Genomic DNA, 13,011 nt, shown 5'->3' on the forward strand with positions numbered 1-13,011 from the left:
GTTTTATTTGTTTTTCGATTTCGAAGTGATATCTCTATTTTGAGATGGTGATTTTTTCTCATCAAGTTTCTTGATCTTGGGTGTTGGTGTCTTTAGTGACAGAGATGGTTTGTTTGAGGGCGAAATTTCTTTTCGTTTTTTGGATTCCTTCGATTTGATGTCGCTGGCGTCCGGAACTGGACGCCCATTGTAGAAAGAGGATTCTATTCCATGGCGTTTGAATTTTCTGTTTACATAAGCATTGGCGAGATCATGGAAATTCTTTTTGTCTTGAAGCTTCGCTTCGTTTTTATTCCACCATTTGCTTAACTCCGATGCATCTCCATTCCTCTGGAAATTTTGAAGTTTTACGTTAAAGCGATCAATCGCATGTTTGCGTGCTTTTTCGTGCACCTTGAAAATGCTGCCGTCTTGCCCTGTATGATGACTGTCAATTTTATTTTTCCCCCAAGAGAGAACAGCACTTATCCCTGTTGGCTTTCCATCGTCGTTCTTTACTTTTTTCTTCCCAAGTTGAGGGAAGAGCGACAATTGCTTTTTGCCAAAGCCCTCTTTAGTGGTAGCAGTATCATCTCCTCGTGCTTGCTTGTTTTGCATTTTCCACTTTGCAGCCATTAATGAGGCGCGCATGGAAGAGCCAACGAAATCGAGGCCAATGGCTCGTTTGGCCGTTATATCTTCTAGGAAAGAGCCTATTGCATAATTTCCTAAATATTTAGATTCACTTTGATCAAATTCACTCAATTTTTTGGGAGGGGAGTATGTATCCTTGATCATGTACTTCAGGGATCTGCTCTCCAGGGTGGCCCGCTTCAAGGAAAGGTCAGATGGAATGACTTGCCCTTTTTTGGTGTCTGAAAAATAGGCGGTATTGTTCTGTTCATTTTTAAGCATGCCTTGTTCCCAAGGCTGATCCGTAGGGTGTGGTTGTATTCCGTAAGTTACTTTTCTGTTCTGATTGTTGGTGTTATCGACAAATTTGTTGATTGGTAGTTTCGTAGAGACAGGCTGATATTCACCGAATTGCTTTAGATTTTCGATGCCTTGCGTGAAAGTCCTTCCCTGCGAATAAGTCAATGAAGGGGGCTTGACTGTTACTCCGGGGAAGGTAAACCCTCCTGTGTTTTTCTTTCCATCGCTACTACTCATCTGCGTTCTCGATAGTACGAAGTTGCAGATTGAATTAGCAAAGTCTGTGCCAAATTTTATCGGTGATAAATCGAAGAAAATGGTAGCGAAGTGAGATGATTTTTTCCCATTAATGGGTAAAAATCATCCCGTTTTCGAGGGGGCATGGAGGAAAGGCTTGCCGGATGGCGAGCCTTTCTCCTGTGGGTGGCGAAGCGATCAAGCCGCGCTCAGTTCCCGCTCCGCGGCCTCAATGATTTCTTCGGAAACGCCTTGGCGCTTCAGTGCTTCGATCAGGCGGGCCTGCTGGTGGCTGGCAAACTGGGCTTCGTCGCGGCGCAGGCCTTCGCTGAGGTAAGACTTCAGGAGCGCCTGGTAGCCTGAAAAGTCGCGTTGCGGCGCAATGGCCTTCATCGATTCCACCACATCCACCGGAATGCGCAGGGTGATCGAGGTCATCGGGCGATCTTTGGTTAAACGGGATTTGAGACGGTCAATCAACATGACTGAAGCCTAGGTTTTTGTATTGCACTTGTAAATACGTTCTAGTGAATCGCGACCGCTTGAGCTTGCGCTCAGGGCGGCGCGCGCGCTACGCTGGCGGCAAGAGTGTAAGAGCTTGAGTGCCTGCCGGAACCCCGCGCCCGAAAGCGTGGATTTTTTACGCCCGTAGTCCGCCCGGACTGCGCGCGCCCAGCCGTCTTGCGGCCGGGAGGGTGACGGATACAAGACCCGCAAGGGGAAGAAGTCCACCGTGCAGGCACGGCTCTTAACCTCCCGGCCACCTCATGCTGAGTGTGGTCAACCCGTTTAAGAGCGGAGCCTGATCATGAATGCACTCGTTTTCCACGATACCCAGTTCGACATTGTTGACCGTGACGGCCAGCCTTGGCTGAAAGCCTCTGATGTTGCCCGAGCTTTGGGCTATGCCCGAGAGGACTCGGTAAGCCGTATCTACGACCGAAACACTGGCGAGTTCACTGCAACCATGACCGGGACCGTCAATTTGACGGTCCCGGGAAACATCATGCCAATCCCGGTGCGCATCTTCTCGCTACGCGGTGCACACCTTGTTGCGATGCTGGCGCGCACCAAGGCCGCAGCCGAGTTCCGCCGCTGGGTGCTGGATGTGCTGGAAAGCAAAGCGGCGCCCGCGCCGGTCACGCCACTGGCCAGCGCGCGCAACGCCATGATTGAATGGACCGATCAGCTGCGCCAGCAATTGATCGCCGCCGGCATCCAGCCCGCCGCGCTTCCGGCGCTGGACCGCCCCAGTTTGGCGGCTGCCGCGGCGGCCGAATTCCTGGCCTCCACTCGCTTTGTGCTCAGCGTGAACGACGATCTCTCCATGCACCTGCGGCCCGTCCCCGCCGGCGCCCGCATGATCGCCCCCGAAGAACTCCCCGCCCTGATCGCCGACCCCGGCGCCATGATCAGCAAGAAACTGATCCCAGATATCCTGCGCGCGGCGGCGGGGCGGTTATGAGTTGAAAAAGGCTCGCCGGATGGCGAGCCTTCTATTTTTGATCCCAACCTGAAACAACTCCATTGTCTAGCACAATCCTTAAGCGATATCTGTTTGCACCTTGATGTTGGTATTTCCAGGTTTCTTTCTTTTTGGTTTTTAATACTTTTTGATCAATGTCGTGTGGGTGCCCAAGAGAGTCAATGAGTTGTTCATCTGTTTGGCCAATCCAGAAGCGCTCCGCAAGAATGTTTTGGACAATTTCTTCATCTTGGTACTTGGCACGCAGATGGGCAATGCGCTGGGCGCGATTTTGCTTTTTTATAAAAACGATTAAGCCTATTACTGCAACAACGGCAACGGTTGGAATTACCCATCCAACTGCCTCAAATAGCTTTGATACAAGGTATATTGGCAGCGCTATAATGGCGACGATGCCAATAAAGGTGTTCTCTGCTTTTGTTGTTCTGGCCACTTTTCCGCTCTCTGATAAATGCTTTTATGTCTTTATGCTTGTATGGCTTGCTCTTCGGATTCTTGGGTGACTTTGTATTTCCTGAATGACATATATTTAGTAAAAGTGGCGTGAATAAAGAATTTATCGAGTCCCTCAGGTTTGTAGCCGTGGCCAACAATTATGACATCAGCGCCATGGAGCTCATCAAGTGATTGTAGCTTGAAGTTACGAATTAAGTCGTCATGCAGGTAAGGTGGCACAATTATAGTGGCATCTTTCTTGCCGCCCGAATTCAAGAAAGTGTTTTCTTCTCTTATGATTGTGTGATTTATTTCTCCCCAGAAAATTGCATTTTCTGGTAGCTCTATATTTCCCATTTCACTGAAGTGAAAAAGGACGTCTTTAAAAGAACCGTCTATGACTGGCCTTCCCGAATCCGCAACAATCATGATTTCTTTTTCCAGCGGTACTTCGGCGTTGCGCTTGCACAGCATTGTCAGGATTTGGCGGAGTGTTTTGTTCACGCTGAAGCCTGAGTCTCCTCCTGCAACAATTTTCTTCCGATCTCTCTTATCTACTTTGTCGGCATGTTTGTTGGCTGGTGTAGATACATAAATTCCAGAGCCTTTGCTTTTATCCAAATCAACATAAAAGTCCGGTGCATCAGCTCCTCCCTCTTCAGAGTCGTCCCCTTGCTCGACCTCGAGAGTTTCAGTTTTATAGTTACAACCTTCGATATGATGCGCAGCAAAACAAGCGCTTCTTTTGGCGCGTATTGTCTCGTAGGAACGTACGTACCAAGCTTTTTTGTCACACCCGTGACACGCGATGGAGCCTAAGTATTTTTCGGGATTCTCTGCATACATCGGTGTGTTGCAGTTACTACCATCTTCTAAGTACTTAACGTCGAGCATTTCCTTCCCTGTAATCCAAACACTTACAAGGTTGTGTATAGGAATCGGTCTGCGGATGTGCAAGCTTTCTTGTATGCATGTGTGAGTGGCGTCTCCTTAAAGCGGAAATCCATCCACAGGCGCGTTCACGCTGTCCTTGCGATGCTCCCTGTCATCCCGCCCCGGCGGGCATCCACAGGAGCATTGCACCATGGCCAATTCCCCCGCCGTTCTCGCCGCCGGCGATCTGTTCGTTCAGCGCTACAACGAGACCAACGGCCAGTACGAGGCCGAAGAGGGCCCGTTCGAAGTTGAGCGCTTCGAAATCACCGTTTCCAGCGAGCTGAAAAAGAAGACCAGCCGCAGCCGCGCCAACTATGGCCAGACCATCGCCAGCGTGGTGATTCCTGGTTCCACTGAGCTGGCGATCACCTGGGGCGAGGTCAACGCCACCGCGCTGGCTTTTGCGCTGGCGGGTGAAACCACGGCCAAGTCGCAGACCGCAGGCGTGATTGCGGCCGGCGCTGCGCTGGAACTCACCGCAAAGATCAGCAAGCCGGTTGCCACTGGCTTCCGCCACTGGACGAACAGCGTCGTCATCACCAATGACGCGGGCACCGACGTCCCCCCAAGTTTGAGTAGCACGCAGCTTTAGAGTCCAATCCCTTCCATCAAGGAGACTGGACGTGAAGAAACGCTTTTCCGAAGAACAAATCATCGGCTTCCTGCGCGAGGCCGAAGCGGGCTTGCCCATCAAGGAACTGTGCCGCCGGCACGGTTTCTCCGAAGCCAGTTACTATCTCTGGCGCAGCAAGTTCGGTGGCATGAGCGTCTCCGACGCCAAGCGGCTCAAGGAACTCGAGGCCGAGAATGCTCGGCTCAAGCGCATGCTGGCCAATTCGATGCTCGAAAACGAGGTCATCAAGGAAGCACTGCAAAAAAAGTGGTGACCGCACCAACGCGACGCGAGCTGGTGCGGTTCCTCGCCGGACGGGGTCTGAGTGAGCGCTGGGCGTTGCGCATCGCCCGAATGAGTCCGAGCGCCTTGCGCTACCGGCCCAAGCCGGATCGGAACGGCATGTTACGGCAGCGGATCGTCGAACTGGCGCAGCGCCATCGTCGCTACGGTGCAGGGATGATCTATCTGAAGCTGCGCCAGAGCGGCTGGGCAGTGAACCACAAGCGGGTAGAACGGCTATATGCACTGGCCGGGCTGCAAGTGCGGCGACGCAAGCGCAAGAAGGTGCCGCCATCGGAGCGGCAGCCGCTGATCCGGCCGCAGGTCGCCAATGCGGTCTGGTCGATGGACTTCGTGTTTGATCGCACGGCCGAAGGACGAGTGATCAAATGCCTGACCGTTGTCGACGATGCCACGCATGAAGCCATTGCGGTGATCCCGGAGCGAGCCATCAGTGGCGAAATTCTGACGCGGCAACTGGATCGATTAGCGGTCTCACGCGGCTTGCCGCAGGTGATTCGCACTGACAACGGCAAGGAGTTCTGCGGTCGAGCGATGCTGCACTGGGCGTACCGGCGCGGCATCACGCTGCGGCAGATTGAACCGGGCAAACCGAACCAGAACGCTTACATCGAATCATTCAATGGCCGGCTGCGGGACGAATGTCTGAACGAGCACTGGTTCACCAGCTTGGCGCATGCGCGGGTGGTGATCGAAGCCTGGCGACGGGAATACAACGAGGAGCGGCCGAAGAAGGCGTTGGGCGGGCTGACGCCATCGGCCTATGCCCGGCAGCTAGCGAGGAAGAAACCGGTAATATCGGGGGCCGGACTCTAAAGCGAAATGCTATTCATGAGGGGGTGACGTCGCTTCGACGAATCCGTACTGCTTGATGCGGTCCTTGATCCACGTGGCAAAGTCGCGGCGCACCTGTAGATAGGCGTGCAGCGCACGCGCATCGCAGAGCAGTTGTGGTTGATCCTGGATCGGCCCGGTGAACACCGGGATAAGGTCTTGAGCAGCCATGATGGCCTCCTTAGGCGTCTGAGATGAGATCCACTGTAACGGGGTGGGGGCGCTCTCAACGGGCCTAAGTCCGTCCGGGTCCTTACGGATACCCGACGCCCCCGAAGACGGAGGAGCACGCGCTCCGCCGACCATTCCCAGTACATCGACGCGAACGGAGATCGGCACAACACGCGCCCATGAATTCGATGGGCACAAAAAATCCGCGTGGTTACAACACTGACGCGGGACAGCTTAGGACTTGAGAGAACTTGCAGGGTAGCGCGGGCGGGGCGGGGTGGCAAGCCAGTCGGCTTGGCGGCGCTATACCGGGGTGGGGTGAGGCTATCCTACGCGCCTAAGGCGCGCCGGGTCCTTGCGGATACCCGCAGCCTCGCGGGGAAAGGTGCGGGTGCTCCCAACGCACGACAGCACGTCCGGGGCCTCACGGCTAGCCGACACCCCACCTGCATTTTATGACATCGTGATCTATGGTGGATGAATGTCCGTAATAAATATTTCGACTGTGCAGCAATTGTTAAGGATGTGCAATGTGGAATAGATATGATGATGTTTATGCAGCAAATGATTTGCCGGAAGGGGCCATCACAAGTGACGGTGACATCAATAACGAGTGGATAAAAACTGCGGAGCCTTTCGAGGTTGAAATCGCACTGCGTGTTTGGTTTGGAGCGCGTTTTTGCGATCCTGCGGAGGACACACCTTATGATGGAGGTGAGGGTGGATATCAATATATTCACGGTGGGCCGTTTGACGCAGCTGATGAGCTTTTTGGCCGATTTGGACGTCTCGTATCAGAAGAAATTATTGAAGCAGTCGTGGAAGAGCTAGAGTCCGACGGGATTATATATTGGGCACCATTAAACCCTGATCGAGATTACGACGAGTCAGAATACAACGAGCTCTTCTCACTGCAATTGATGTCTGCAGACGAGCCTTTGCAGCGCTTGCGAGAAAGGCTCCAAGGTTTTGTTGGCTTGCTTGATATTGAAGTGACTCCGCCGCAGAGAAGAAGTTTGGAGCATATGGTTTTCAGTTCCACCATTGGAGCATTAGAGGCATTCCTATGGGAAACTGTCAGCTTTTGGGTGTCGCAGCGACGCGAGATTGAGATGAATATTGTCAAACGTATGCCGATATTCCGCGAGCAATCCATCAAGTTATCTGAGGTGTACGATAAATTCGAGTCTATTGGGGATATTGTCAGTTCGTATTTGCAGAATTTAGTCTGGCATAGATGGGATATCGTCGGTCCGTTACTGCAAAAGGGATTGGATATAGATATTCCGTCGCTAAAGCAGTTTGACGATGCTTTGAAAGTGCGACATGACATAGTACACAGGAGTGGTCAAGATAAAGACGGTAGAGATGTTGATGTTTCAGCGGATCAGGCACGCAGGCTAATTGAATCAGTAGTACAGTTTGCAACCAACGTAGATGCCTCATTGCGTGAGAAGTACAATTCAATCATGGAAGACGATGAGCCCTTCTAGAACTCAAGAGTGCCGTTTGTAGCTTTTTTTCTTGGGATTGGGCTAGGTTCAGCATGCATTAATTCAGCGGAGTAGGACTGTAGAAAAGTCCGCGCGATTTCTGGATTGCGGCATTTCAGCCAAGCGTCGTAATCCGTTTCCGGCACGACTACCAGGCTGCGTTTTTCGTCGCCCTATTTGTGAAACCGACGCATCAGGGGGTGATCGTCGGCATTGACGTTTCCTGCCGCCACTCGTGGTCTGGTGGCAGCCCCTGGAATTTGCTGGCCAGGATTCGCTTCGGGGTAGGGATGTAGTTCACGCACATGGCGATGCTCCTAGGGCAAGGTGGGGTGCTATCCAATGTGCCAGACAATAGCCGTACGTCCCGAGGGCGCGGATGTGGCTATCCAACGTGTGGGCCAATAAAACGGCGCCGCGAGTCCTATTGTGCAACCGAGCCACGAGGGGACTGTGCATTGGTCAGTATACGGGCGCGAATCAGGGCGCTGACTTCCATAGTCCGTATAGGGGACCGATTCAACTAGCGCGGCGCTGATCGCCGCGGTTATCCCAATGTGAGCTAGATCGTTCCACCGCTATCCGCCCTGGTCGATCCTCAACCGCGCTTCTGCCTCGCCGGCGTCGAGTGCGTCTTCGGCAGAGGTGAAGGCCCCGTCGCCTGGGAGGGGCGGTAACACCAGCTCGTGCAGTCTGCCCGGCAAAACCACTGCTGCCGTGTAATCCCAGCCTGCGCCGGCAGTGAGGGGGATTGCAACGATTTCGTACGAACCGCCGTTATGCGCGCCGGTCCTGCGGGTGTTGGGGATGTTCATGTGGGCTTCCGGCCTGAACCGCTACCGGCATCCAGGCGTGGTAAATAGCGTGATGAGCAGTCCAATGAAGGTGGCGATGGCAACCATGCAGTGCTGCGCGCGGCGAGGGCATCGTTCAGCTGCAGGTCGATTCGCTTTCCTGATCGGCTGCCTGCGTGGCTGCGATGCTTAACGCAACGCGGATGCCGGCTGTTGGGCTGCCGCCACCGAGCGTGGTGGCAATTGCCCAAGTCTTGTCGTCCAGGATCAAGCAGCGCCGCTTACCTTTTTCGGGCTTGCCGAGAGCGGCCGTCATCTCAGGGGGCATTGCCGCCTCGAGTGCCACGGTGGGAAGGCGCCTGATCACGCCAAAGTAGACCTGAGCGTATGTGCCGGAGCGGCGCATGATGGCGAGGGCGCTGGTCTTGCCATCTGGCCCGGTAACGGTTCCCAGTGGCTCCAAGCCATCAGGCATCGTTGGGCAGAAGTCTTGCCAGCGGCCCTGCGGATTGACGGTGAATTTGCGAGGTTTCCGATTGGGCATTCGTCGCCTTGGTCTATGGCTGTCCTAATGCGTTTTGCATTTTTTGAACAGCATAGATCGTGCAGCAGCAGTTTTCCTTCCTGCTGAATGCGGGCTCTCGGGATTGGGGAGAAAACGTTGCCGAAGGGCTGTTTGCCGATGTGCGCTACGCGGCGGCGCTCAGCGGGATGATGTTGCCTCGCGTAGGGGCTGGCTCGCCACGCTCGCAGGCCAGCAGGAAATTGGCCCACAGATTCAGCGCCTCCCGGCGTTCCGGGATTTCCTCGCGCACGTCATAGATGGCATCCATGCCCTTGAGGGTGTGATTCAGCGCCACTTCAGAGATATCGCGCGATATCCCGAGATTACGCATATGCCCCTTAGCGGTGCTGCGCGTGTCGTGTGGGGTGAAGCGGCGGATCTCGATGGCATTGCGCTCAAACAGCCGCTTGATCGCTGCCAGTAGCGTGGTTTCACCCACGTGCGTATCCCCGCCATGGTTGCGGATGCGGCGTTCATCGCGGGCTGGCAATACGTAGGCCGAATCCCCGGAGAGCGCAATCAGCTGCCGAAACCACGCTACGACGGCCGGCGCGAGCGGGACAAGAAAGCCCCGCCGTGTCTTGGTTGATTCGTCGGGCACCCACCACGCGGCGCGATCAAGGAAGACGTCGGTTTTTTTGGCGCGCACCAGCTCGATGCCGCGCACGCAGGTGGCCAGCAGGATGCGGAGCGCCAGGGCGTTTTCGAACCCGATCATGTCGATATCCGGCAGCAATTGCCGAAGCTCGTCTTCCTGCAGCATCACGCGTTTCCGGATCGGCGGCCGCGGGCCCAGCACTGCGGAAAGCCGGATGCCGGCGCACGGGTTGGACGTGACCAGTCGCAGGCCGAAGGCGTGATCGAACAGCTTGGAGGTAGAGGTGAGGACGCGCTTGGTGATTGTCCATGGCCGCTTGCAGTTGATCAGCATGGAAACCACGTCTTGGGCGGTTATCGTGTTGATCGGGGCTGAGCCGAGATAGGGCAGCAGGATGTTGTCGTAGTCGTAGTTGCGGTAGTCGATGGTGTTTTGCGAATACAGGGAAAGCACCAGGCATTTTGAGCGGAAGTCTTCGATCAGATCGCGCATTTGCCATTCGGCCTGGGCGCGGCGTTTCTCGCTTTGCTTCTCAATGGCTGGATCTCGGCCTTCGTCCACGGCGACGCGATAGCTGCGGGCCTTCTCGCGCGCGGCCGAAAGGGAAATATCCGGGTAGTTGCCGATGGTGATTTCTCGCCTGCGCCCGTTTCCGATGCGATAGCGAAGCACCCAGGAGGCGGTGCCAGCGGCAGACAGGGTAAAGGTCAGGCCGTCGCCATCAGATCGCGCGATGGCGGCGCCTTTTGAAATCCAGCTCCGGATCTGTATGTCCGTGAGTACGTGCGAAACCTTGGCCAAGTGCCCTCCCTACCGGGTGGGTAGCTCAGCAAAGAATCAGCGTTTAGCTACCCACCTAGCTACCCAATTTGGGTGTGATGTAGGGTGGCATCGTGACACGCTGGGAAACGCCGATTCAATGGTTTAGCGGGTTTGGCCGGGTATGCGATCCGTATTGAGACGCCGTGAATCAATAATATGGATTGCAGGTGGGAAATAGCATGGTGCTCACTTCTTCTCGGGCGTTTTGGTCGGTTCGGCGATGGTGAACCCGGCTTGACGCAACACTGCGCTCCAAGTGAAGCGGTCCCAGCTTTTGAGGAACTGGCCGTCTATTTCCAACAAGGGTAGCTGGGGGCTGACACCGGGCCCGAGTCGGCTTATCAAATCCCGCGTCCGTTGTGGATCTTCGGTGGGGAATTGCAGGTCGTAAGGCAGCTGATTGCTATCGAGTAGGTTTTTGGCTTCATCACATGGAGCGCAACCGCGCGCGCTATACAAGACCAGCTTGGCACTTGGCGCCCCTGGTCGCTTGGCAGGCTGCCCGCTGTTGATCACATTGGGCTTGATGGTGCGCTCGTGGCCGTTCTGCCCGGCAGGCGGGGGCTGGTCGCTGTAGTGGACGTTGCCGTTGGCGTCGCGCCACTGGTAGACCTTGGCATAGCTGGCCGTCGCGACGAAGGCGAGGGCAAGGGCGATCAGGGTTTTCATGGATGAGAATTATCGCCCATCGTCACGTCGTCGTCAGCTTGCCGGAGTGGTGGAGGTCGAACGCGTGTCGATCTCGACGACATGCCCATCAAGGGTGAGGCGCAAGAGCCAGTCGTTGCGCGCCGCGCTGCACAGCGGCAGCGCCGTGCGCAGCTTCACGCCGCCGGAGGCGGCGGGCTCGAAGCGCGCCGAGTTTGGCACCATCTCCATGTCGCGCATTTGCCATTCGGCACGAGCCTCATGCACGGGGCCATGCAGCTCAAGCATAAAGGCGGTTGCTGGCCGCAATGGCTGGTCGCTGCGCAGCTGGAAAGACTGGCCTGCGATCTCGAAATGGCAACTGACCGACAGATCCGCGCAACCGATACGAAGCGCCGAAACCGAGCGCTGGCCGAAGTACCAGGGTGGCTGCCACGCGCCGAAATACTGTGCGGCGTAGAGCAGGATGGCCAGCAAGGGCAGCAGCGCTGCAGCGGCGCGCAGCGCGCGTTTCAGTGCCACGCGCCGCTCAGTTGTGCAACGCCGTATCCGCCGTGCTGCCGTGCCCGCGCCATATCGTGATTCGTCAAGCCGCCGATGGCGTAGATCGGGAAGGGCCAGCCTGCACCAACGGCCTCGGCGAAACCGGCCCAGCCCAGCGGCGGTTGGTCGGGGTGCGATGTCGTCGGGAGCACATGGCCGACTGTGGCGTAGTCTGCGGCGAGACGCTGGGCTGTCGTCAGCTCCTCGCGGTTGTGGGCCGAAACGCCCAGCCAGTGCAGGCCGTCCGGACGCCGCTGCAGTTGGGCTGCCGTGCATGCGCTGAGGTGGACGCCATCGGCACCGAGGTCACGCGCAAGTTCGATTGCGTCGTGCAGCAGCACGCGGCATCCAGCCGCCTGGGCACGGACGAGGACCTGAGTGACCAGGGCGGTGTAGTGGGCTGCGTTCAGTTGTGGCTCGCGCAGTACCAGCATGCGCAGTCCGCCCGCGAGTGCGACATCCAGCCGTGCCAGCCATTCTGCTTCACCAAGCCCCGCCACGTTGGAAAGCGCCAGCTGCGGCGGCAATGCCAAGCCACGCAGGATGGGGCCGTTGGCCGGCAGAATGGGCGAGCGCGTCAGTGCGCCGGGGGTCTGCCAGTCGAACGACTGGCCTTCGCGCGGATGCGGCTCGCCTTGCCAGCCGGTCACGAGGAAGAACTGCAGCCGCACCGTGGCATGCGGGTAGGTGAAGGTTTGTACGACCCAAGGCGTGGCGTCGGTGACGATGATGCCCATTTCCTCGTGCAATTCGCGCACCAGCGCCGCATGACCGCTCTCTCCGGCTTCGAGTTTGCCACCTGGGAATTCCCAGTAACCGGCATAGGCCTTGCCGGCAGGACGGCTGGCGAGCAGGAAGCGGCCTTCGGCATCGATCAGGATGCCGGCTGCAACGTGGACAACGGAACGGGCTTCGGCCATGGAAGGTGAAAATCCTGGTTTATTTCAATAATTGAAAGCCTATGCTGGCTTTATCAGAAGTGTGCAAGGGGGTGCACATGGAGATCCTGCGCGAACAGCGGTTGCCCTTCAAACCCACGCGGTGCCAGCCGGCGAGGCCCTCGATTGTAGCGCATGTGGCAGGCAGTCCTGGCGGGCGAGACGCGCGCGCCGGCGTAGGGAGGGATCAGCCATGCCAGGGATGATTGCATCGGCCGATGCGCGAGCCTGGCGCTTGTGCGAGCCGCACCGTCCCGGTTCCGGCTTCGGTCCGCCCGATGGCACCCAGTCGACTTTCCAGATCACGCTGTGGGACGAAAAACGCTCGCGGGAGCTACCGGATGGTGGGCATCTGTCGCGTGCACTGGTGACGCAGAGCTATCGCGGCGCAATGACTGGCAAGAGTGCGGTTGAGTACGTGATGGTGCACCGGCTCGACCAGACTGCGACTTTCGTCGGTATCGAGCATTTTTCCGGCACCATCCACGGCCGCACCGGAACCTGTTTGTTCCAGCATGCCGGCAGCTTCCAGGGCCGGGCCGCCATCAGTCGCTGGTCGGTGATCCCGGAATCGGGCACCGATGGGCTCAAGGGCATAGGCGGGCACGGCTCGTTCGTCGTCGGACTGCATGGCGATGCGACGGTGATCTTCGAGCCGGCTTTCGATGAGGATGGCTGACGGC

Annotated in this window: 16 protein-coding genes and 1 pseudogene; 6 read left to right on the top strand and 11 right to left on the bottom strand. The window is 56.6% G+C overall.

Annotated features, from left to right (window positions below; all coding sequences use genetic code 11):
* Positions 1-3: 3 nt before the first annotated feature.
* Together FLM21_RS07905 and FLM21_RS07910 are read right to left on the bottom strand one after the other, a co-directional pair.
* Positions 4-1,149: a hypothetical protein gene (locus FLM21_RS07905; protein WP_148715053.1), complete on the bottom strand. Its 1,146-nt coding sequence runs from the start codon at positions 1,147-1,149 to the stop codon at positions 4-6.
* Positions 1,150-1,347: 198 nt separating this feature from the next.
* Complete coding sequence (locus FLM21_RS07910) at positions 1,348-1,632, bottom strand: hypothetical protein (protein WP_148715054.1); 285 nt, start codon at positions 1,630-1,632, stop codon at positions 1,348-1,350.
* 325 nt (positions 1,633-1,957) lie between these two features.
* Between FLM21_RS07910 and FLM21_RS07915 the strand changes: the two genes are divergently transcribed.
* Complete coding sequence (locus FLM21_RS07915) at positions 1,958-2,614, top strand: BRO-N domain-containing protein (protein ID WP_148715055.1); 657 nt, start codon at positions 1,958-1,960, stop codon at positions 2,612-2,614.
* 31 nt (positions 2,615-2,645) lie between these two features.
* On the opposite strand, the gene FLM21_RS07920 is transcribed toward FLM21_RS07915, so the two are convergent.
* Together FLM21_RS07920 and FLM21_RS07925 are read right to left on the bottom strand one after the other, a co-directional pair.
* Positions 2,646-3,068, bottom strand: coding sequence for a hypothetical protein (locus FLM21_RS07920; protein ID WP_222846794.1), 423 nt, complete (start codon positions 3,066-3,068; stop codon positions 2,646-2,648).
* A 32-nt stretch (positions 3,069-3,100) separates the two neighbouring features.
* Positions 3,101-3,964 (bottom strand): hypothetical protein, encoded by an 864-nt coding sequence (locus FLM21_RS07925; RefSeq protein ID WP_148715056.1) that lies wholly within the window; start codon positions 3,962-3,964, stop codon positions 3,101-3,103.
* A 190-nt stretch (positions 3,965-4,154) separates the two neighbouring features.
* On the opposite strand from FLM21_RS07925, the gene FLM21_RS07930 reads away from it, so the two are divergent.
* From FLM21_RS07930 to FLM21_RS07935, 3 genes and pseudogenes are all read left to right on the top strand, one after another.
* Complete coding sequence (locus tag FLM21_RS07930; RefSeq protein WP_148715057.1) at positions 4,155-4,598, top strand: phage tail tube protein; 444 nt, start codon at positions 4,155-4,157, stop codon at positions 4,596-4,598.
* Positions 4,599-4,629: 31 nt separating this feature from the next.
* Positions 4,630-4,779 (top strand): annotated as a pseudogene (locus FLM21_RS21260) (transposase); the annotation flags it as partial.
* Positions 4,707-5,738: an IS3 family transposase gene (locus FLM21_RS07935; protein ID WP_246120704.1), complete on the top strand. Its 1,032-nt coding sequence runs from the start codon at positions 4,707-4,709 to the stop codon at positions 5,736-5,738. The pseudogene FLM21_RS21260 and the gene FLM21_RS07935, both read left to right, overlap by 73 nt.
* A gap of 9 nt (positions 5,739-5,747) precedes the next feature.
* Here FLM21_RS07935 and FLM21_RS07940 read toward each other — a convergent pair whose 3' ends face one another.
* Positions 5,748-5,927 carry an antA/AntB antirepressor family protein gene (locus FLM21_RS07940; protein ID WP_148715058.1) on the bottom strand — a complete coding sequence of 60 codons (180 nt, stop codon included), beginning with the start codon at positions 5,925-5,927 and terminating at the stop codon, positions 5,748-5,750.
* A gap of 530 nt (positions 5,928-6,457) precedes the next feature.
* On the opposite strand from FLM21_RS07940, the gene FLM21_RS07945 reads away from it, so the two are divergent.
* Positions 6,458-7,420 carry a hypothetical protein gene (locus FLM21_RS07945; protein WP_148715059.1) on the top strand — a complete coding sequence of 321 codons (963 nt, stop codon included), beginning with the start codon at positions 6,458-6,460 and terminating at the stop codon, positions 7,418-7,420.
* Positions 7,421-7,998: 578 nt separating this feature from the next.
* Here FLM21_RS07945 and FLM21_RS07950 read toward each other — a convergent pair.
* The 6 genes from FLM21_RS07950 to FLM21_RS07975 all read right to left on the bottom strand — a co-directional run bounded on the left by FLM21_RS07950 (position 7,999) and on the right by FLM21_RS07975 (position 12,310).
* Positions 7,999-8,235 carry a hypothetical protein gene (locus FLM21_RS07950; protein WP_148715060.1) on the bottom strand — a complete coding sequence of 79 codons (237 nt, stop codon included), beginning with the start codon at positions 8,233-8,235 and terminating at the stop codon, positions 7,999-8,001.
* Positions 8,236-8,350: 115 nt separating this feature from the next.
* Positions 8,351-8,758: a hypothetical protein gene (locus FLM21_RS07955; RefSeq protein ID WP_148715061.1), complete on the bottom strand. Its 408-nt coding sequence runs from the start codon at positions 8,756-8,758 to the stop codon at positions 8,351-8,353.
* A 145-nt stretch (positions 8,759-8,903) separates the two neighbouring features.
* Positions 8,904-10,178 (bottom strand): tyrosine-type recombinase/integrase, encoded by a 1,275-nt coding sequence (locus tag FLM21_RS07960; protein ID WP_148715062.1) that lies wholly within the window; start codon positions 10,176-10,178, stop codon positions 8,904-8,906.
* A gap of 207 nt (positions 10,179-10,385) precedes the next feature.
* Positions 10,386-10,868, bottom strand: a complete 483-nt coding sequence (locus tag FLM21_RS07965) for a glutaredoxin family protein (protein WP_148715063.1) — start codon at positions 10,866-10,868, stop codon at positions 10,386-10,388.
* A gap of 33 nt (positions 10,869-10,901) precedes the next feature.
* Positions 10,902-11,369 carry a hypothetical protein gene (locus FLM21_RS07970; RefSeq protein ID WP_148715064.1) on the bottom strand — a complete coding sequence of 156 codons (468 nt, stop codon included), beginning with the start codon at positions 11,367-11,369 and terminating at the stop codon, positions 10,902-10,904.
* The gene (locus FLM21_RS07975) at positions 11,360-12,310 is read right to left on the bottom strand and encodes a Nudix family hydrolase (RefSeq protein ID WP_148715065.1); all 951 of its coding nucleotides are present in this window, start codon (positions 12,308-12,310) and stop codon (positions 11,360-11,362) included. Before FLM21_RS07975 ends, FLM21_RS07970 begins: the two co-directional genes overlap by 10 nt.
* A 211-nt stretch (positions 12,311-12,521) precedes the next feature.
* On the opposite strand from FLM21_RS07975, the gene FLM21_RS07980 reads away from it, so the two are divergent.
* On the top strand, positions 12,522-13,007 hold the full coding sequence (locus FLM21_RS07980) for a DUF3224 domain-containing protein (RefSeq protein ID WP_148715066.1): 486 nt from the start codon (positions 12,522-12,524) through the stop codon (positions 13,005-13,007).
* Positions 13,008-13,011: the final 4 nt, after the last annotated feature.

Source organism: Chitinolyticbacter meiyuanensis (genome assembly GCF_008033135.1).
Lineage (GTDB): Bacteria > Pseudomonadota > Gammaproteobacteria > Burkholderiales > Chitinibacteraceae > Chitinolyticbacter > Chitinolyticbacter meiyuanensis.